General features: G+C 55.7%; 15 protein-coding genes. 8 read left to right on the top strand and 7 right to left on the bottom strand.

Translation table 11 applies throughout. The annotated features are described in order from the left end of the window. Window positions 1-26: 26 nt before the first annotated feature. A complete protein-coding gene (locus Q0835_RS05770; protein ID WP_298959250.1) occupies window positions 27-2,348 on the bottom strand; it encodes a nitrate- and nitrite sensing domain-containing protein in 2,322 nt (773 codons plus the stop codon). Between the two features lie 311 nt (window positions 2,349-2,659). Between Q0835_RS05770 and Q0835_RS05765 the strand changes: the two genes are divergently transcribed. Together Q0835_RS05765 and Q0835_RS05760 are read left to right on the top strand one after the other, a co-directional pair. Then, on the top strand, window positions 2,660-4,729 hold the full coding sequence (locus tag Q0835_RS05765; protein ID WP_298959248.1) for a DEAD/DEAH box helicase: 2,070 nt from the start codon (window positions 2,660-2,662) through the stop codon (window positions 4,727-4,729). Window positions 4,730-4,819: 90 nt separating this feature from the next. Continuing rightward, window positions 4,820-5,458 (top strand): PAN domain-containing protein, encoded by a 639-nt coding sequence (locus Q0835_RS05760; protein WP_298959245.1) that lies wholly within the window; start codon window positions 4,820-4,822, stop codon window positions 5,456-5,458. A gap of 94 nt (window positions 5,459-5,552) precedes the next feature. Here the strand turns inward: Q0835_RS05760 and Q0835_RS05755 are convergent, their stop codons facing one another. Next, the gene (locus Q0835_RS05755) at window positions 5,553-6,404 is read right to left on the bottom strand and encodes a MipA/OmpV family protein (RefSeq protein WP_298813441.1); all 852 of its coding nucleotides are present in this window, start codon (window positions 6,402-6,404) and stop codon (window positions 5,553-5,555) included. A 287-nt stretch (window positions 6,405-6,691) separates the two neighbouring features. Between Q0835_RS05755 and Q0835_RS05750 the strand changes: the two genes are divergently transcribed. After that, window positions 6,692-7,369 (top strand): TetR/AcrR family transcriptional regulator, encoded by a 678-nt coding sequence (locus Q0835_RS05750; protein WP_298813443.1) that lies wholly within the window; start codon window positions 6,692-6,694, stop codon window positions 7,367-7,369. Here the strand turns inward: Q0835_RS05750 and Q0835_RS05745 are convergent. From Q0835_RS05745 to Q0835_RS05730, 4 genes are all read right to left on the bottom strand, one after another. Beyond that, window positions 7,312-8,712 carry a right-handed parallel beta-helix repeat-containing protein gene (locus Q0835_RS05745; RefSeq protein ID WP_298959243.1) on the bottom strand — a complete coding sequence of 467 codons (1,401 nt, stop codon included), beginning with the start codon at window positions 8,710-8,712 and terminating at the stop codon, window positions 7,312-7,314. The genes Q0835_RS05750 and Q0835_RS05745 overlap by 58 nt on opposite strands. Continuing rightward, window positions 8,705-9,148 (bottom strand): DUF4440 domain-containing protein, encoded by a 444-nt coding sequence (locus Q0835_RS05740; RefSeq protein WP_298959241.1) that lies wholly within the window; start codon window positions 9,146-9,148, stop codon window positions 8,705-8,707. The genes Q0835_RS05745 and Q0835_RS05740 overlap by 8 nt, the downstream gene beginning before the upstream one ends. Window positions 9,149-9,189: 41 nt before the next feature. Beyond that, window positions 9,190-10,212, bottom strand: coding sequence for a ligase-associated DNA damage response exonuclease (locus Q0835_RS05735; protein ID WP_298959239.1), 1,023 nt, complete (start codon window positions 10,210-10,212; stop codon window positions 9,190-9,192). A 71-nt stretch (window positions 10,213-10,283) separates the two neighbouring features. Beyond that, complete coding sequence (locus Q0835_RS05730) at window positions 10,284-11,498, bottom strand: DUF4189 domain-containing protein (protein ID WP_298959237.1); 1,215 nt, start codon at window positions 11,496-11,498, stop codon at window positions 10,284-10,286. A 117-nt stretch (window positions 11,499-11,615) separates the two neighbouring features. Between Q0835_RS05730 and Q0835_RS05725 the strand changes: the two genes are divergently transcribed. The 5 genes from Q0835_RS05725 to Q0835_RS05705 all read left to right on the top strand — a co-directional run bounded on the left by Q0835_RS05725 (window position 11,616) and on the right by Q0835_RS05705 (window position 18,060). After that, complete coding sequence (locus Q0835_RS05725; RefSeq protein ID WP_298959235.1) at window positions 11,616-14,120, top strand: ligase-associated DNA damage response DEXH box helicase; 2,505 nt, start codon at window positions 11,616-11,618, stop codon at window positions 14,118-14,120. Then, on the top strand, window positions 14,117-14,854 hold the full coding sequence (pdeM, locus tag Q0835_RS05720) for a ligase-associated DNA damage response endonuclease PdeM (protein ID WP_298959232.1): 738 nt from the start codon (window positions 14,117-14,119) through the stop codon (window positions 14,852-14,854). The genes Q0835_RS05725 and pdeM overlap by 4 nt, the downstream gene beginning before the upstream one ends. A 10-nt stretch (window positions 14,855-14,864) precedes the next feature. Further along, entirely contained in the window at window positions 14,865-15,452 is a 588-nt protein-coding gene (locus Q0835_RS05715; RefSeq protein WP_298959230.1) for a hypothetical protein, read from the top strand. A 378-nt stretch (window positions 15,453-15,830) separates the two neighbouring features. Continuing rightward, the gene (locus Q0835_RS05710) at window positions 15,831-16,754 is read left to right on the top strand and encodes an alpha/beta hydrolase fold domain-containing protein (protein ID WP_298959228.1); all 924 of its coding nucleotides are present in this window, start codon (window positions 15,831-15,833) and stop codon (window positions 16,752-16,754) included. A 199-nt stretch (window positions 16,755-16,953) separates the two neighbouring features. Then, the gene (locus Q0835_RS05705) at window positions 16,954-18,060 is read left to right on the top strand and encodes a linear amide C-N hydrolase (protein WP_298959226.1); all 1,107 of its coding nucleotides are present in this window, start codon (window positions 16,954-16,956) and stop codon (window positions 18,058-18,060) included. A 348-nt stretch (window positions 18,061-18,408) separates the two neighbouring features. On the opposite strand, the gene Q0835_RS05700 is transcribed toward Q0835_RS05705, so the two are convergent. After that, entirely contained in the window at window positions 18,409-19,524 is a 1,116-nt protein-coding gene (locus Q0835_RS05700; protein WP_298959223.1) for an AI-2E family transporter, read from the bottom strand. Window positions 19,525-19,599: the final 75 nt, after the last annotated feature.

Here is a 19,599-nt window from a genome sequence, read left to right as displayed (position 1 = left end):
GTTACAGCGTCAAGTTTTCAAGACTGTCAGGCTGCCACCGCATTCAGGTCTTGTGCCTCGAGAAATTGCAGACCTGCAACATCGTCCCGCACCCATTTGACGGCCATCGGGAAGCGGTCACCTGAGGGTTCTTCAAACATCACCTGCATTCCTGCATGGGCGCCGTCGAAAGTCATGACACCTATGCCACCTTCCGAGCTGTTCATGAGTCTCGTGGTGTATTGCTTTCCCTCTTCAGTCGTCAGCGTAACTTCCTGTCCGGATTCCTGTTTTCGGTTTGCACGGCGACGCTCCTCGACATCGTGCGCCATTTCCTGCAGGAAGCCTTCGATGCCCTGGGCCATTTCTGCGGCGACGCGTTTGACCTCACCCGCGATACGGTCGACGGCTTCTGCTTCACCTGCAGTGATATGGATTGCCTCATCCACGGTCTCGGCGCTCTTCACGGCATTGCCGGTTTCCGTCGCCGCCATGGTAATGCTTTGTGATATTTCCTGGGTCGCAACGCTTTGCTCACCAACCGCGGTGGTGATTGCCCCGGTCACGTCATTGATCATTTCAATAGAGCCGGATATCCGCCGGATTGATTCTACCGCTTCATTTGTGAGGCCCTGAACAGACGAGATCTGGTTGGAAATTTCTTCGGTCGCCTGCGCAGTCTGCGTTGATAGCTCCTTCACTTCCGCCGCGACAACCGCAAACCCTTTGCCTGCTTCGCCGGCACGTGCTGCCTCGATGGTTGCATTCAGCGCCAGAAGATTGGTCTGTTCGGCAATGGCGCGGATCATTTCAACAACCGTACCAATTTTATCAACCGCGTCAGCGAGACTTGAAACATTCGTATCGGTGCGCTGCGCGACGTCGGTCGCCTCACCAATGACAGTGTTTGCACGATCTGCCTGATTCATGATCTCCTGAATAGCGGCCGACATTTCCTCTGCGGCCGCAGCCACTGTCTGCACGTTGTTCGACGAAGATGTCGAGGCATCCTTTGCCTGGGTCGCAGCGCCCGAAGCATCCTGTGAAATATCCCGGACTTTGGCGGCTATCTCGGTCATTTCACCGGTCTTGGTGTTCACATCGGCGGTAACGCTCTCCATCAGTGCATGGAACTTGTTGATCAGGTCCTCGATGTGGTTTTGACGCATCCGCTCGCGATCCCGTTCCTTCACTGCTTCCGTTTCAAGCGAGGTGCGCACGCGGGAATTTTCCTGGAAGACACTGCCTGCCCTGGCAAGATCGCCGACTGCATCCTTGCGCTCGGTAAAATGCATCGCAAACTCCGTGTCACCCTTGGCAACGCGAACAAGGTTCTGGGTCAGCTGTGCCAATAGCTTGTCGACACTACGCAATTGCCAGACACAGATTGCCAGTGTGATCAAAACGACAACGACGGTTTCTGCGAGCACATACATGAAGTGAGACGAGGCATCGCTGGCCATCTCCGCAGCGCGGTCTTCTGCGGCAAACAGCATCCCAAGCGCTGTCTCCCTGATCAGGTTCAGGCGCTCGGTCGCTTTCCCGAACCAAACCAAACCATCGATGTTCTGTCCGTCCTTTGTGTCAGGCAGCGAACGCAGGATCTCGCGCCATTCATCAACCTGGGCAACAACAGGTCCGGACACATTTTGGTTATATGCCTCCAGCTCTTCAGGCGTCGCAATACGCTTGAAATTGTCGAGGAAGGCGGATTCGATCGACAGGCGTTCGAAATAGGCCAGATACCTTTCAGCCGGCACCTCGCCGGTTTTGGCGACAGTCGTGAACAATTGGCTGCCGATAGCGCGCTCCAGTCCACCAGCCTCTGTCGCTTCCGTCAACAAGAGGAAAGGCGTCATCAGACTCGCGTACTCGGCGTCAGCGCTTGCGTGCTGCGCTTCCTGGACAATGGTGATGAGATCCCGAACCTTGGTGGAATAGAACTTGAGATTGTCACCCCCGGTGATCGATTTCCCGTCTATTCCGGCACGATGGACACTGATTTCATCCATCCCTGAAACGATATGCTCAACTTCGCTTTGCAGTTTTTCGCGGGTAATATCAAACTCCGCGACCATGTTGCCAAGTTCGCTCAAGGCTATGTCGGTTGCAGACCGCTGAGCTGACAGGAGGCCACTTTCTTTTGCCCCATATTCTGAAGCGAGAAGGCCAGCTGTGAGACCCCGCTCTTTCTGCAGTTCATGCAAGAGTGCTTCCGATTTTTCGGCGACCTTGGCAATTGGCAAAATCTCGGAAGCGGTTGTGCGTTCCAGTCCCGCTTCCTGCAGCGCTATAAAACTGGCAAACACGTAGGCCAACAACGGCACAATAGCTAACAACGCAATTTGAACGCGAATCGATTTCAACATCGCAATTCCCCAAATACAGCAATCCCTGGGGTAAATCTGCGCCTGAGCTGGTTAATTTTTGATATAACCAGAAGCTGAGAGATTCTAATTTACTAACTTACGGTATTTTTGACGGTTGTGCTGCCGGTTGCACTCAAATTCACATCGGGAAAAATCTGGATACTTCTTAATATCCGACTGAATTACCGGGATGGACGCTCATGGAAATTCGCTGTATAAGCCGCGCCCATCCCTTGGCCGATGCAAAATCGGCCCGATCCGGTAGACTGCTGACTGGCATGCAGATGATCCGGAGCAGTTGAAAGATCTCGATGACCGAATTGACGTCTCTCGCCCCGGCCCTGTCGGCCGCGCTGGCGAAACGGGGCTATGAAAGCCTCACTCCCGTACAGGAAAGCATTCTGAGCGAAGCGCCGCCAGAAGCAGACCTTCTTGTTTCAGCGCAAACAGGTTCCGGTAAAACGGTTGCCTTTGGGCTGGCCCTTGCACCCACCCTGCTTGAAGGCGAGGAACGCCTCGGCCCTGCATCGTCTCCTATTGCTCTGGCAATCGCGCCAACTCGCGAGCTTGCGCTTCAGGTCAAAGAGGAACTGTCCTGGCTCTATGCGGAAGCAGGCGCGGTGACGGCGTCCTGTGTTGGTGGCATGGACCCGCGCACAGAGCGTCGCACACTTGAGCGTGGCGCCCATATTGTGGTCGGTACACCGGGTCGCCTGCGCGATCACATCGAACGCGGTGCGCTGGATCTTTCGCAGATCAAGGCCGTCGTACTCGACGAAGCCGACGAGATGCTCGACATGGGCTTCCGTGAAGATCTCGAATTCATACTGGATGCCGCGCCGAGAGAACGGCGCACCCTGATGTTTTCTGCAACCGTGCCGAAGCAGATCGCCGAGCTTGCCAAGCGGTTCCAGAAGGATGCCGTGCGCCTTTCGACAATCAATTCAAGAGAACAGCATGGCGACATCGACTATGTCGCGCATCCCGTAGCACCAAATGAACGTGAAAACGCACTCATAAACGTTTTGCGTCTCCATGAAGCGGAAAAGGCAATCGTCTTCTGCTCCACGCGCGAAGCTGTAAGCCGTCTGACTTCGCGGCTTGCAAATCGTGGCTTTTCAATTGTCTCGCTTTCCGGCGAACTCAGCCAGGAACAACGCTCCAATGCGCTTGCTGCGATGAAAGATGGCCGTGCGCGGGTCTGTGTAGCAACAGACGTGGCGGCACGCGGTATCGACCTGCCCAACCTTGATCTGGTTATCCATGCCGATCTTCCAACAGGAAAGTCTGCTCTTTTGCACCGGTCCGGACGGACGGGCCGCGCGGGCCGCAAAGGAACCTGCGTGCTCATGGTGCCATTTCCGCGCCGGCGGCAGGCCGAACGTGTGCTGCAGTTTGCGGGCATCAAGGCGACTTGGAAAGGCGCGCCTACAGCTGATGATATCCGCCAGAAAGACAAGGAAAGACTTCTTGCCGATCCGGTTCTGAGCGCAGAACTTGAAGAAGAAGAACAGGCCGTTGCCATGGAACTTCTGGCACTCCATAGCCCGGAGAAACTGGCAGCCGCGTTCGTCAAGCTGCGGCAGTCTCGCCTACCGGCCCCAGAAGATGTTTCGGACCTTCAGGACACCGCGCTCCGAGGCCGGGACGCGGGTTCGCGCGGCGGCCGCAGCGCTGAGATCACCGGCAAGTTTGAAGATGGTGTATGGTTCTCGCTGTCACTTGGACACCGGCAACGTGCTGAACCACGCTGGATCTTGCCCATGATCTGCCGCGCCGGTCACGTCACCAAACGGGAAGTCGGCGCAATCAAGATTTTCCAGAACCAACTCTATTTTGAGATTGCAGGCAGCCACGGCCAGAGATTCTCCGAAGTCATCAAACGCGATGGCACGGGCGAAGAAAATGTCGTCATCGAGCTTCTCGATGCGCGAGGCGGTAAAGTGCCGTCACCGCCCAAAGAGGATTTTTCGCGCGGAAGCCGGAACGCACCACCACGGCGCAAGCCTCGAAATGCTGACGCTCCCGACTATGAGAGCATGGGCCGGGAAGACACATTGAAGCAAGGGCGCCCAAAGCGCGGCCCGAAGCGGGACAATGAAGCCCCCAGAAACAAAAAGCGCCGGCGCTCTTCAGATGACGACGCAGCCCCGCACCATCCGGCATATGAGCCTTTGGACATGAAAGCACTCGCACGCGAACTCGATGGGGCTGACAATTCCGAAAAGCAAAAATCTCGGCGCAGCCCAAAAGCAGGCGAGGAACGCGGCAAGCCCCGGTCAAAATCTGCTGCCAAATCATCCGAGACGAAAAAGAAAGCCTCCAAGAAGAACAAGCCGTCTCGCGCCACACGCAAGGCATCAAAGGCAACTAACAAATAGACACAGTCGACTGGGCCACAACCTCTGTCAATTTCTCCAAATTGCGGTCCCCCGTTTCGTCCAGTACGCTGGTTCAAAATGGGGGGTCCAATGAAATTTGTTGTTGCCGTATTGGTTTCGTTGATCCTGACGTTCGGGGCCGGACTTTCTATCTCAAACGCTTCAGATCAACCCGATTTTCACATGGACTGCCACGCAGCCCGAACGAACAATGAGCAATTCATTTGCGCTGATGAAGATCTGCTGCGGCGCGATGCTCAAATGGGCGAAGTGTCCGACAAGCTTTATGCTGTCCTTGATGCGCCAGCGCGCGCCGAAATGGCGCGGGAATTCGCAGAATGGCTTGCCACCCGAGACGACTGCGAAGACAACTATTTCTGCAATGCCGGAATGTACAGCGACCGGATCGCGTATTTGCAGCAGGAGCTTGACCACATGGATGCTCCAGGATTTGTGCAAAAATCAGCGCCTGTAGACTCCGATGGATTCGGTCTTGTTGCGAACGCCGGCATTCCCGGGCACAACAAGGAAACCTACCCTGCCCTGACGATCGAAATCTGCAAATCAATCTGCGTTCAACGTCCCTGGTGCAAAAGCATTGATTTCGACCGTACGAATGGCGCGTGCTACGTGCAACCAGTGGCGGAAGAAGACGTCGGGGCTCTCAGAACGGACTATCCCGGTCATCCCTACGATCATTATTTTTACGCACCGCGTCTCAGGAACTGACTACAAATGCACCGGTGACCTCTTTCACCATGTCGCCAGCTGAACGTTCGGCTTGGCCTGGTGGGAAGCGGAGGCAACCGCCTCCGCATCACCATCAAAACGAATAGGAAATTCCAATGCCGCCTGAAAACTGGTCGGCTGAGCCTTCCTTTTTTACGATCGGACTGTCGGCAGCATCGCCCAGAAGTCTGGAATAGCCCACCTTTCCTACGATGCCCCAACGTTCCGTCACATTGAAACTGGCGGTCGCACCCAGACTGACGTCCTTCACGCCCCCTCCCGCGGTGTAGGACTGAAGGCCAGAACGTGCAGCCCCGCCGCTTGTCACACCAAAATAGGTATCCATGTAACCGTCACTTGCAAATCCGACGGCCACCTCCGTTCCCAAACGCAATCGATCCGTAACACCGTACATATAGCTTGCGCCAATGGAGCCAGACACTCCCTCGTGAACACCTGAGACATCGGCCATCAACTCGGCAGAAATTTCAAAGACGTCTGATTGGGCCAAAAGTGAACTGAACTGATAGGCGGCAAAGCCGCCGACTTCGAAGGCAGCGTCAATTTTGTCAAGACGATCAACCACTTTGTTGGAAGCTCCATCGCGGCCCATGTCGTAGCCGATTGAAGGCCCGAACTGGAAGGCCGCGTCGGGTCTGAGATTTAACGAAACCTCAGGACCTTCGATTTCCAGCCCAAGGCCGAATGCGGTCAAGTTGGCGTAAAGCAGAGGTACGGCGGCATACTCAGCGGCCCCTTCAAAGTCGGGCTGGACACCGCCGCCCAGGACTATAATGCCATGAAAACCCTCTTGTTCATCGTCCTCCAGGATGACGTTTTCAGGCACGTCTGCCTGCAGATCCGCGGCCAATGCCGGTGCTGCGCAGCAACCGGTTAAGGCCAGCATCAATCCGGTTGTCAGTGGAAAATCCTTGCGGTTGCGCAACTGTGTAACCTCCGTCCAAGTCAATAGATGTGGCGCTTTTCGAACAAGCGCCGGTTGGCAGCAGGACTTTGGCTTCAGAATGGATTTTCAGATACTCGCGTTCCCAATCGTGTGGTTCGCTGTCTCAATTTTCAGCAATCTAGATTTAACCGGTTGATTTTTATCGATTAAATTCCCACTTAACGGCATTCGGCGAGCATTGACCTTCAGGTTACTCGCGTTCCCGTCACATTTCTGTCCAATCTCGTTCCCTTTTAGAGACGGTCGACAGGAAGAAGGAGTTGTCTGTGCCTTTGCAAACGGATCCGCAACCGCGGCGTCAGCCCAAACAATTGCGTTCACGAATGATGGTGGAAACGACTGTTGAGGCTGCCCGGCAGGTTTTTGCCGAACACGGGTTTGAAGCAGCAACGACAAACCAGATCGCGGACCGGGCCGGCATCAGCATCGGGTCCCTCTACCAGTATTTCCCCAACAAGGATTCCCTAATTCTGGCAGTTCACAAAAAGCACCACGAAGAGGTACTTGCCGTGGTCAAGGGAGCTATGGACAGAAGTCAGCACCTGCCGCTGAAGGATGCAATCAGGCACATCATTGCTGCCAACCTGGAAATGCATATGAAAACGCCGCGCCTTCACACAGAATTTGACGCATGGATCCCTGCCCGCTCGAAACTGGTCGACCAAGACGGTTTCCAGAACGAAATGGCGCAGATCGTTTTGAACTTCCTGTCAAAAAGGCCTGACTTGCAAAAGGGAGATCAACTGAAACCAGCGGTCATTGTCATCATGAACATGGTCCGTTCGGTCCTGCATGCCACTGTCGGGAGCGTTTCTGATGCTGAAAGCCGCGAACAAATGCTCGACCATCTGTGTGCAGGTATATATGGCAGTCTGAATACCGTCGTTCAGCCGCTTGGGCAGGACGTTTCTGCACCAGCGCCGGCTTCTGACGGTTTTGGCTGAAGGATCACTGTTTGATTGTGCTCCCCTTTCGCTAGGAAACTGTTTTGGATGAAATCTCGGCCTGAGGGTGAATAGTTTCGATTGTTCTCAATAACCGTTCCGACAACAGGTCTGTTCAAGTATTTTGCCCGAAACGGGCTCCCCAGATACAGATATTCGAAATCCCCGACAAAAAAATTGTCCTCGACCACGTTGCCGTCGTCCTCGATACGAATGCCGGTTTGCAGGTTTTCAAAACAATTGCCCTGGTAGAGATTGTCCTTCGCAAAGTCTTCAAAGAGGCGAAGTTTCATCGGAAACGGCCAGCGAGGCGAAAGCGCACGCTTGTCGACAAACCCGGCGATCAATTCCGGGTTGAAACGGTAGCCGAGGAATTCGTCGGACTTGCCCCAGGATCTGTCACCCATCATGAGCTCCAGTGAAACCGGGTTTTCATAAGGGCTTTCGTCACCGCAGTCCCACATCACCAGGTCCCGCGCCTGGCGTGAAGCCACCCAGATACCGATATCCATGTTTTTAAAGATGTTCCCGCGGATGATATTGCCATCAGAGCCTTGCAGGCGTGGCCGGCTTTCCGGGTTGGTCGTGTGAAACTCCCAGCAATTCTTGTAGTGAAAGATACCACCGAAGGCATTGCTGTCGAAAACATTGTTCTCAATCAGGTTGAAGGCGGATCCGTCGACCGAAAGACCCTCGCGCCGTGTCGGGCCGATCCGCCGAATGCCCTGATTGGTGAAAAGGCCGTTGTTGCGTATCAGGTTTCCCGACACGGTGTTTTTTTGTGAACCGTGTTCCAGGTAGATGCCGACATGATGTCCATCCGCGACAATGGAATTCCGGATCGTTGCGCCAACGACATAATGATCGACAAAGACGCCGGTCATATAGGATTCGGTAATCGTCAGATGCTCCAGCACAACGCCGCTAGACGAAGCGGCTCGGGCAGCATCGCGCGCTGGCGCGTCATCTTCCGGCGTTTGGCCTTCAATCAAGATGCCACCGGTGTCATGCAATCGACAGTCGCGGATCGTGACATTGCGAAGTCCCGGGCGGATGACGATGCCGCGTCGGTGCATTCCGGTGATTGTTGCGCCCCTGCAATCGAGCACAACATCGCTCTGTTCTATCGTGATACTGCGGCGGTAACGGCACCCGTTTTCAAGGAAAACCGTGCCAGGACCGATTTCGGGCAGTTCGCAATCCCGAAGTTCTGGTGGGGCTCCGGTCAGTGCACCAAATGTCGTTTCTACCTGATCGTCCGCCTGCGCATGACCGGACAGGCAAAGCAGCAAAACGACACACGCAGATAAGCGCAGTACCGGACGAAAGAAGCACTCAATCATTGATTATGCAGGCAATCACCCAGTCCGAGCCGTCCTGAATGAGCTGGTAGTGACAAGTGAATTCAAATACAGGCTCACCGTCCGAGTTCTCCTGCGTCCAGTCCAGCGTCACCAGAGCTGCCGATCCGCTGACATGGCTGGACGCGACATGAAACTCCGAGTGACTGACACCTTCTTTCTCGAGGGCTTTCAGAAGTGCTTCAATATTCTCAATCAGCTCATCTTCATCGGCAAAGACGTGTCCCTTTTCATGTTGCCAGATGATTGCAGGCATTGCGAAGCAATCGCAGATGCGATCAACGTCGTAGTCGTTGAAACCTGACTGGTAATCGTCAAAGAGTTCGGCAATGGCCACTTCGGCATCGCCGTTCGCGACGGCTCCTGCCTCATTGGTCGGGTCGTTTCCGGCACCCGCAAAACCACCGTCATCCGCCATGACTGCCTCCCCGAAGGACTGCCCGCTGCGTTTGCTTGGCATTACACCTCAGCTGTCGCCGCATTGTCGGCATCCTCGCCATCGTCATACCCTATCATATTGAGTGGACGTGCCTTTCGTCCATTCAATTCGCACCAGTGGACAAGCGCTTCTTCCGCGCCATGTGTTACCCAAATTTGCTCCGCTCCTGTTTCAAGAATGGTCCGGCAAAGATCGTCCCAGTCGGCATGATCCGACAGGATCAGGGGCAGTTCGGCCCCGCGTTGGCGTGCACGGGCACGAACACGCATCCAGCCGGAAGCCATGGCTGTGACGGGGTCGCCGAAACGTCGCGCCCATCTGTCTGCAAGCTGACCTGGCGGGCACAGGATGATCTCTCCTTGCAGCTCTTTGCCCCGTTTCGCGACCGGCTCTACAGAGCCCAGATCAATGCCCTGGCTTTGGTAATACGCGGTCAGTTTTTCCAGTGCGCCGTGAAGATAAATCGTCTTTTCATAGCCCGCCGCACGCAACTCTCCGATGACCCTTTGCGCCTTACCAAGAGCATAGGCACCAACAAGATGTGTCTGTTCGGGAAACAGATCGTGGGAGGACAGGAGTTTTGCAATCTCCTGAGCAGCAGGAGGATGGCGAAAAACCGGAAGCCCGAAGGTTGCTTCGGTCACGAAAGTGTCGCAGCGAATGAGTTCAAATCCGGCGCAGGTGGGATCCTTCTGTCTTTTGTAGTCTCCGGAGACCACTGTCCGCCGGCCCTCGGCTTCCAGCAAAACCTGAGCGGATCCAAGAACATGCCCGGCTGGATGAAGCGACACAGAGACCCCACCGATAGTCAGTCTCTCGCCGTAATCTGCAGGCTGAGCCGTGCCGCAAAAATTCTCACCGTAACGGATTGCCATGATTTCCAGTGTCTGACGCGTAGCAAGGACAGCACCGTGGCCTGCCCGAGCATGATCGGCATGCCCGTGCGTGATAATGGCCCTTTGAACTGGTTTTATCGGGTCGATATGCGCACTGGCCTGTGAGCAATAGAGCCCTTCTTGAGTGAGAGTGAGGAGGTCTGACATCTGGATCTAACTAGGTTCGCCCGTCATCAAAGCCATATCCAAGCGGCCCAAAAGCCGCCTGGAATTCAAGACTACTGACAATAGGTGTATTCGATCCGGCAGCCGGAGGCGCCGCTGTTGGAGCACCAACCCATCGCGAAGTTCTGGGCTGCCTGCTCGCTTTCTCCAGCTCCGATGCCGTTGCTGCCGGGCGCGACTGCAAGCGCGTGGCATCTGGCCTGCGTTGCGTCGGCTATCCGGCACTGCGCGCCTCCACAATAGTTCATGGCAAACTGCTCAGCCCCGGCCTTTGTTGGCGCCGCTCCGTGACCATACGCACCGTTCGGTGCAAGCGCGAACGCCATCCAGCCACCTGCTGAGCCGGTTGAACTGTTTTGTACAGGCTGTTGCGGCGGCCGACTGCCACATTGCTGATATATGCCTGCTATTTGCTGTCCATTGGAGCACATGATGCCACCCCATTGGAAACCACGCTGGCCACGGTCGGTTGCAACTTCAAACCAGTCGTAGCCGTCAAACCGAACACCCGTGTTCCTGAGGATCGTGACCCAGGTACCCTCGGTCAGACTTCCAACCTGTGCATAGTTGGTTCCCGGACCGCCACGAAGTTTTCCGCCGAGAGATTGTCCCTGAACATTCAATTGCTGAGCGGCACTCGCAGGCTGTTGGGGCTTTTGCACGGTACGGGCACCGCATTGTTCGAAAATGCCCGCGAGCTGTTGACCGTTGGAGCACATGATACCACCCCACTGGAAGCCGCGCTGACCACGATCAGTTGCAACCTCAAACCAGTCGTAGCCATTAAACCGAACGCCGGTGTTTGCCAGGATGGTGATCCATGTTCCCTCGGTAAGACTTCCCGTCTGGCGAAAATTCATGCCCGGCCCATCGCGAAGTTTGCCACCGAGCGACTGACCTTGCGCATTCAGGCGCGTTTCATTGCCGCCGACAGCACCCCCTGCGTGGGTTTGACCGCCCGAGGGGCGAGGAGCCGCCAGCTGGCAGGCATAAGCGACGTCACCGAGATAGAGTGCCGGTTGGCCGTTATGGTCGGCGAAAGACACTTCCTCGCGGTCATTGAAATATCCACCGCGCCCGTCCGGCACAAGGCTCAGGTTACCAGTGTCACCTTGATAAAGCGCACGCCCCTCTTCGGGAATAGTCTGCACGAAGGCAAACCCGTCACCGAGATTGCATTGGTAAGCAAGACTTTCCGATGCCGTTGAAATGCCGTGAGTTGAGAAAAATCCTGCGGCCAAAAACCCCATAAAAACAAACGATTTCAACTAACCCTCCTGATCGAATTTTCGCAGTGAGAATTGACCATTGGGAAGCTGAACACAAGCTGAACAATTCAAGGCGGACCACTCGCCTTTTTTGGTGGCCTATCCTAAAACGTTGTCATGGACGCCGCTCTCCTACCCAACCGCTTCCACAACTGGTTCGCTTCGCGCGGTTGGGCGCCGCGTGCGCACCAGTTGCAGCTGATCGACCATCTGGAGCAGGGTCATTCCACTCTGCTGATTGCACCAACTGGCGCGGGCAAGACGCTTGCGGGGTTCTTGCCGAGCCTGGTGGAACTGGAGCGAAAGGGCAAACGCAAGCCCGGCCAGGCTGGACGCGGTATTCACACGCTTTATATTTCACCGCTCAAGGCCCTCGCTGTCGATATTGCCCGCAACCTTGAAGCACCGGTCGCGGAAATGGGCCTGCCCATCAAGCTGGAAACACGGACCGGTGACACGCCTTCTCACAAACGCCAGAGACAAAAGCTCAATCCGCCGGACATTCTTCTGACGACCCCAGAACAGATCGCCCTATTGTTGTCGGATCCACTGTCCGCGCGGCTGTTCGGATCCCTTGAAACGGTCATCCTGGACGAACTTCATGCGCTGGTGACTTCCAAGCGTGGCGATCTGCTGTCCCTGGGACTTGCCCGATTGCGGCGCCTTTCACCAGGCCTCAGAACAGTCGGCTTGTCTGCAACCGTGGCAGAGCCTGAGGATCTTCAGGCCTATCTTGTCGATCAGGCAGATCCGAAACGGCGGAATTTGTCGCATGTGGTTAAAGTCAGCGGCGGAGCCCAACCGGATATTTCGATCCTCGATTCAGAGGAGCGCCTTCCCTGGTCGGGCCATTCGTCGCGATACGCCATCCCCGACATTTACCAGATGATCAAGGCGCACAGTGTTTCGCTGCTATTCGTCAACACCCGCAGCCAGGCCGAAATGGTTTTTCAGGAACTGTGGCGGATCAACGAGGATACCTTGCCGATCGCGCTTCACCACGGCTCGCTGGATGTCGGCCAGCGGCGAAAGGTCGAGGCAGCAATGGCGTCAGGTGGTCTGCGGGCAGTTGTTGCCACGTCTTCGCTGGACATGGGCATCGACTGGGGTGACATCGATCTTGTCATCAATATCGGCGCTCCCAAGGGAGCCAGCCGACTTGCCCAGAGGATCGGACGTGCCAACCACCGCATGGACGACCCCTCCAAGGCCATCTTGATCCCGTCCAACAGGTTCGAGGTGCTGGAGTGCCAGGCAGCGCTCGCAGCCTCCAAAAGAGGGGAACAGGACACGCCTCCGCTGCGCAAGGGCGCTCTGGACGTGCTTGCCCAGCATCTGCTCGGCCTTGCCTGCGCCGATCCGCTGGATGCGGTTGCAGTATTTGACGAAATCCGCTCTTCGGAGACCTATCGACAGCTCGACTGGGAGACATTTGAGCGGGTGCTCGACTTTGTTGCCACCGGCGGTTACGCGCTGAAAAGCTACGAGCAATACGCCAAGTTGCGCAAGTCCAAGGACGGGCTCTGGCGCATTTCACACCCGAAGATTGCGCAGCAATACCGGCTGAATGTCGGCACAATTGTCGAGGCTCCCAAGCTGAAAGTGCGGTTGGTGCGGTCGAAAGCCAATGGCCGGCGCACGCCTGTGGGACGCGGTGGCCGTATTCTGGGAGAAATCGAGGAATACTTCATCGACCAGATGACACCGGGCGACACGTTCCTGTTCGGCGGCGAGATCGTGCGGTTCGAGGGCATCAGGGAAACCGAAGCCTATGTTTCCCGGTCCAACAGCGAAAACCCGATGATCCCATCCTATATGGGTGGCAAATTTCCACTCTCCACATATCTGGCCGAAGGGGTCAGAGCGATGCTGGCAGATCCGCCATCCTGGAAGGAGTTGCCCCACCAGGTGCGCGACTGGCTGGAGATCCAGCGTGAAAAGTCCGTTCTTCCGGCCAAGGACGGATTGCTGGTCGAGACCTTCCCCAGATCCAACAAGCACTACATGGTCTGCTATCCCTTCGAAGGCCGTTTGGCGCACCAGACGCTTGGCATGCTGCTCACCAAACGGCTAGAGCGGATGGGTGCCAGACCCATGGGATTTGTTGCCAATGACTATGCGCTGTCCATTTGGGGGCTTGGCGATCTGTCGCTTCTGTTCTCATCGGGAAAGATCCCGCTGGAAAGATTGTTCGAACAAGACATTCTGGGCGACGATCTTGATGCGTGGCTGGCTGAATCCAGCCTGATGAAACGCACATTCCGCAACTGTGCGGTGATTGCCGGCCTCATTGAGCGCAGGCATCCGGGCAAGGAGAAATCCGGCAGGCAGGTCACCGTATCGACCGACTTGATCTACGATGTCCTGCGCGCTCATGAACCGGATCACATCCTGCTGAAAGCAACCTGGAACGATGCTGCCGAAGGACTTTTGGATATCTCGCGTCTGGGGGAACTTCTCACACGTATCCAGGGACGAATCACGCATACTGGCCTTGAGCACGTCTCTCCACTCGCCGTCCCCATTCTTCTGGAAATAGGCAAGGAACCGGTCTACGGAGAAGCTATGGATTCGCTATTGGAAGAGACGGCAGAGGAGCTGGTTCTGGAGGCCATGGAATGAGTGCACTCACGTCACATTTGCGCAAATACACAGCTGCGCCAGTGTGTCATGACATTCAGATCAATGGACAACTGGTGGGCCTTCACGACAGTGGTGTTTTGTGGTGGCCGGACGAAGCAACGCTCGTTGTTGCTGACCTGCACCTTGAAAAGGGCTCAAGCTATGCCCGAAGAGGCATCATGCTGCCGCCTTACGACACCGGCGTCACGCTGGAAAAGCTCGCGGGTGTTATCGACGCTTTCGATCCGGCCCGCGTGATCTGTCTCGGCGACAGCTTTCATGATCCGGACGGGTCTGACCGTCTGCCCGCACCTTACCGTGCCATGCTGACAACATTGCAGCTCGGTCGGGAATGGATCTGGGTCACAGGCAATCACGATCCCGTAGCCCCTGTCCGGCTTTGCGGTGAAACGGTTGACGATGTTTCCATCGGACCTTTGACTTTCCGGCATGAGCCGATTGAAGGCGTTGGAGCGGCCGACGCCGTGGGTGAGATCTGTGGTCACCTGCACCCTGCCGCCAGGGTCCGACGGTTCGGACGCTCGATCCGTCGAGCCTGCTTTGTAACCGATGGCGCCCGCCTGGTTTTGCCCGCATTCGGTGCGTTGACAGGTGGACTTAACGTGACCGACGAAGCTTACGCCCTGGTTTTCAAGCGCAGGAAGTTTTCAGTCTTCATGTTGGGCAATGACCGACTGTTTCCCTTTACTGCGTCGCGGCTTGTCGGGGACTGATGATCAAAGGGTGACCAGCGCCTACTCAACCTTGCTGATTTTCGGCACATCTCACGTCGGTAAATCGACGCTCGCCAAACGCATTGGCAAGGAAGTCGGGTGGCCTGTTCTGTCTACGGACAAAATGGGAAGGCATCCAGGCAGACCCTGGCCCAGTGTCAGAAAGCAGGTCGCCGAGTATTATTCGAAACTGTCAGTAGAAACCATCTATTGGTTCTTGAGGGTTCATCATGAAAACATGTGGCCACATCTCAGAGACAGGATCAGCACCGCCAGCCAATCAAATTCCGGGTGCGTGATTGAGGGATCGGCGCTCCGCCCGGAATTCATTGCCGACCTGCAACCTTCCCGAACCCTCACTGTCGGGCTTCATGCGAGCAACGCGTTTCTGAGGCAACGCATGGAGGCTGAAAGTCTCTATGAAAACCAGGATATGCACACGAAACAGTTGATAGAAAAGTTCATTCAACGCTCGCTTACAGACAACGACAGCATCGTCGAAGCGTCAAAACATCATGGGTTGACCTTGATAGACGTATCAGATCCATCATCTCTCGGCATTGAAGCCGACCGGCTCATTGAAAAACTGCGCCAATAATCAAGCGAAGTGCCTTTGCGATTTCACTTGATGTTTGATGAGAGGTCACTCGGTTGCTGTGAGGGAAAAACGCATTTGGTCAGCTCCTTTTCAGATCTTGAATCATGCCAACAGTCCGTCGGTCAAGGTCTCTTTCCCCGTTAGAAACCGGCATGGTGCACAGCAGGCCGATTGTCTGCGGTGAGCCCAATTTGGAAGTCGTCGCGTATGCTGTAGGCAGCACTCCTACGCCTCAGAAGCAACTGCTGTCATACTGCATTTCCGCGTCACGTCGCTAAAACTGCAAGAGGAAATCAAATGGCTTCTTTCCGCACTCGTATTTCGTCATTTGCGATCACGTTTGCCACTCTGTTGGCAGCCTCTCCCTTGGCGGCGCAGATGACAGAGGAACCACTTCATCGCGTCGAGGTTACGCGGGATATCGTTTATGCTGAAGGCAGAATCCGCGTCGACGGTCAGGAAGCGGTCCGAGACCTCTGGATGGACGCGTATCTTCCCAAAGGTGCTGGAGAGGACCCTTTGCCGGTGGTAATCTACACACGCGGCGGCGCGTTCCACCATGGTTCACCTCGTACCGGATACAGGGTCGACGGTGCACTCTCCACCTCCCCGGAACACTATTGCCGCTTGTTCGCCGAACTGGGGTACGCCTGTTTCGCGATAAACTACCGGCTCGGTCCGGAAGAACCGATCGCTTCGGGGATTGGTTACGACGAGCAGCGTGTCGAACGCGACACCATCGCACTCATGATGGACCGGGTGAGCATCATTCGACAGAACCTAGGCATGCGACCTCTCGACGTGAGTGATCCCAAAGACGAACTCCTGCTATCCGACACGGTTCTGAGCGCGACTGAAGATCTCTGGCGCGCGATCGACTTTGTCCGTTCGAACGCCATCGATTTCGGTGTCGATCCTGACCGCATCGTGTTGGGCGGGTTCTCGGCAGGAGCGGTGACCTCGCTCAACGTGGCACACGGGACGGATGCGGGTGTCGCTGGTGCATTCATGCTGTCAACGGCGCCAATCGGGCTCAACATATTTGAAACGGTCAGGGAGGGTTCAAGCGCCCCCCCGGCTCTTATTTTCACGGGCCAATACGATCTGTCCGGTGCGCTCGCCAGCATCAAAGGTTTGCTGCAGCACTACCATGACGTCGGTCTTGACTACGAATTCGCCTGGGTTCCGGGGTTTGGACATTTCTATCCGTCAGGGGCTCCGTCGCTCGGTGCTGATGGCTCGATCCAATCGGTTGAAGATCGCATCGTGGCATTTGTGGACAGGGCAACCGGTCACCGCTGATGGCTAACTGTTCGGAAGTCGCTTGTTTTGAGACAAAGAGCTCAATGGGAACGGATACAATCAGTGAATGAAATCCCGTCGATTTGGTCGCCGCCAAAATTTGAAGACGTGGTAACCTCCAGCTATCGAAGGATGAACGAAAATCCAGACCTGCCGACCACAGTATTCAGCAGACATGCCTTAGAAAAGGATCTCTGAAATGCCAAAAATTACCAAGATCGCCAGCGCCGCTTTGGTGGCGGCTTCGTTGACATTTACGCAGGTTGCCAATGCCTGCACCACGATCATTCTAACGGCCGAGGACGGCTCGAATGTATGGGGGCGGACCCTTGAATGGGGCGCGTATGACATCAACACGGAAGTCATGATTGTCCCTCGTGGACATGAGTTTGTTTCTGATCTTGGAGAAGGTCGTGAGGGGTTTTCATGGACGGCTCGGTATGGCGGTGTCGCGTTCAATGGCTTCGATCAGGACTATTGGCTCGACGGAATGAACGAGGTCGGTCTCATGGTGGGTGCCAACTACCACCCGGGCTTTGCGGAGTATCTCGAGGTGGACGAGACGATGATGGAAACCTCCATCGGAGCCATCGACGTGATGGCCTACATCGCCACGAGTTTTGCAACGGTCGACGAGGTGCGCAACGCCCTTGCCGACTTGCGCGTGGTGGCCGTCGTAGAGCCCAAACTCGGATTTCCGCCACCTGCGCATATAATGGTGAGCGACAAAAGCGGCGAGACCATCGTGATCGAGTTTCTCGAGGGTGAAACCGTGATCTTTGACGCGCCGCTAAGGGTCATGACGAACGCGCCGTCCTACGATTTTCACATGACCAACCTGAGGAATTACATCAATCTCTCGCCGGTCGCACTCCCTACGCGTGAGATTGCCGATCTGGATTTTGCACCACTGGGAGGCGGCAGCGGCATGATCGGCCTGCCCGGTGACAACACTCCGGTGTCGAGGTTTGTGCGGGCAGTTGCAGCCACGCAAACGGCGCGCCCCACCTCGACCGGCGACGAAACCGTGTACGAGATTTTTCGTATCCTTGACAACTTCAACATTCCCCTTGGAGCCGCAGAAGGCGACGCGCTTGAAGGCAGCGATGACAGCATGCGATCGGCCACGCTTTGGACCAATGCGATGGATAGCCAGAATATGAAGGTGTACTACCACACCATGCACAACCGCCGCGTTCGCATGCTCGACATGAACAAGATCGACTTTGAAACTCTCGACACGCTCACCAAGATGCCGCTGGATCGTGTGACTGAACAGGACATCGAGGAAATCAATCTGAACTGACGCGTTGCTATCGACAGTACGACTGCCTTAGTGAGAGGGCACCTTTTGCGGTGCCCTTTTTTCTGGATTACGCGGTTCTTCGGAAATTCATTACCAGGTCGAACGGCATATCCGCCTGGAATTGAGACACCACCTGCTGCCTCGCAAGTGTTTTCTGGCCGGCGGGAAGTACACTATTCGGACTTTTCTATAGTAACCGGCCTAGAGAAAGCGGTAACCGGCGAAAATCAGAATGCCGATCACAACAACAATCAGAATGAGGTTCTTGCGCAGTTCCTTGCGCACAAAACTGTCGAGTTCTTTGCTCATAAAACTGCCCTCAAAACCCAATTCCCGGCAACAAGTTGTTTACGCACCGGATGTGGCTTCGTCTTCACCCACTTTCACCCAGGCGATTACCAGTTCATAGAACACAGCCAGCACGACAGGCCCGAGAAAGAGCCCCAATAAACCGTGGGCAATCGTGCCGCCAAGAACGCCGATCAGAATGATCAGCATGGGTGTATCCAGCCCGCGGGACATCAGGATGGGTCTCAGTACGTTGTCCACGAGCATGACGGGAACCATCAGCACCGTAAAGAGAAGTGCCGGGACAAGGTCCCAAGCGCTCCATGCCCAGATAATTGTCGGCAGGATGACAAGAGCAGGCCCTATCTGGACAATGCAAAGTACTAGGGCAATGAATGTCAGGATGCCCGCAAGCGGCACCGAAAATGCGATGAGCAAAACACCTGTCAGAAGCCCCTGAATGACGGCAACGCCGATGACACCGCGAGAAACATTGCGGATGGTCGCGCCTGCAAGATCCACAAATTCCGCGCCGCGCGGGGCGATAATCCTGTCCGCGAACCGTTTAGCTCCCTTGGCAAGCGAGGGCCCTGGGACGAAAAGACATCCGGCCAGTATGATCGACACTACAAAAAAGAGAACGCTGCCGCTCAGGGATGCCAGCACGGACAGAATACGACTGCCAGCGGGTACAAGCATTGGTCCAACCTTGGTCAGGAACAATTCAAGACTGCGTTGCGCCAGCCCCCAGAACTCGGCAATCTTCTCGCCGACCAGGGGAAGGGCTGCAATCCGCTCCGGTAGTGAGGGCAAATTGAGCTGGCCGCCCGACACCGCTTCAAACCAGGACTGCAAGGTTTCGACAAGACTGACGACCAGCACCGCAACAGGCCCGATGACAACGGCAAGGCAGAACAACGTCAGCAGTACGGCGGAAAGTACCTTGCGCCCGCCGAGCTTGCCGGACAGCCAGGCGTAAACCGGGTACAGCGCCACGGTCAGAACCACTGCCCAAAGCAGAAACAGAAAGAAGGGCGCTATCAATTGCAGTGAGAAATAGGCAAACAGCCCGAGGACACCGAGCCGGATGGCGATGTCGATTACCCTGGAATCAACCGACGGATTTGAGTTTGCATCTGTGCCGACCGGTGTTTCGGTCGAAGGTTCATCACTCATCTTGGCCCCACTCACGCTACTGGCTGTTCCACCGAAAACTGAGAATACCGACGCCAATGCGCAGCGCCACCCCAA

The organism is uncultured Roseibium sp. (assembly GCF_947499295.1).
Lineage (GTDB): Bacteria > Pseudomonadota > Alphaproteobacteria > Rhizobiales > Stappiaceae > Roseibium.
Note: the sequence above shows the minus strand (reverse complement) of the source record. Positions and strands in the feature narration are given on the sequence as shown.

Excerpts from the sequence above, each read along its gene's own strand:
- Q0835_RS05770 (WP_298959250.1), bottom strand. The coding sequence starts at position 2,348 with ATGTTGAAATCGATTCGCGTTCAAATTGCGTTGTTAGCTATTGTGCCG.
- Q0835_RS05765 (WP_298959248.1), top strand. The coding sequence starts at position 2,660 with ATGACCGAATTGACGTCTCTCGCCCCGGCCCTGTCGGCCGCGCTGGCG.
- Q0835_RS05760 (WP_298959245.1), top strand. The coding sequence starts at position 4,820 with ATGAAATTTGTTGTTGCCGTATTGGTTTCGTTGATCCTGACGTTCGGG.
- Q0835_RS05745 (WP_298959243.1), bottom strand. The coding sequence starts at position 8,712 with ATGATTGAGTGCTTCTTTCGTCCGGTACTGCGCTTATCTGCGTGTGTC.
- Q0835_RS05740 (WP_298959241.1), bottom strand. The coding sequence starts at position 9,148 with ATGGCGGATGACGGTGGTTTTGCGGGTGCCGGAAACGACCCGACCAAT.
- Q0835_RS05735 (WP_298959239.1), bottom strand. The coding sequence starts at position 10,212 with ATGTCAGACCTCCTCACTCTCACTCAAGAAGGGCTCTATTGCTCACAG.
- Q0835_RS05725 (WP_298959235.1), top strand. The coding sequence starts at position 11,616 with ATGGACGCCGCTCTCCTACCCAACCGCTTCCACAACTGGTTCGCTTCG.
- pdeM (WP_298959232.1), top strand. The coding sequence starts at position 14,117 with ATGAGTGCACTCACGTCACATTTGCGCAAATACACAGCTGCGCCAGTG.
- Q0835_RS05710 (WP_298959228.1), top strand. The coding sequence starts at position 15,831 with ATGACAGAGGAACCACTTCATCGCGTCGAGGTTACGCGGGATATCGTT.
- Q0835_RS05705 (WP_298959226.1), top strand. The coding sequence starts at position 16,954 with ATGCCAAAAATTACCAAGATCGCCAGCGCCGCTTTGGTGGCGGCTTCG.
- Q0835_RS05700 (WP_298959223.1), bottom strand. The coding sequence starts at position 19,524 with ATGAGTGATGAACCTTCGACCGAAACACCGGTCGGCACAGATGCAAAC.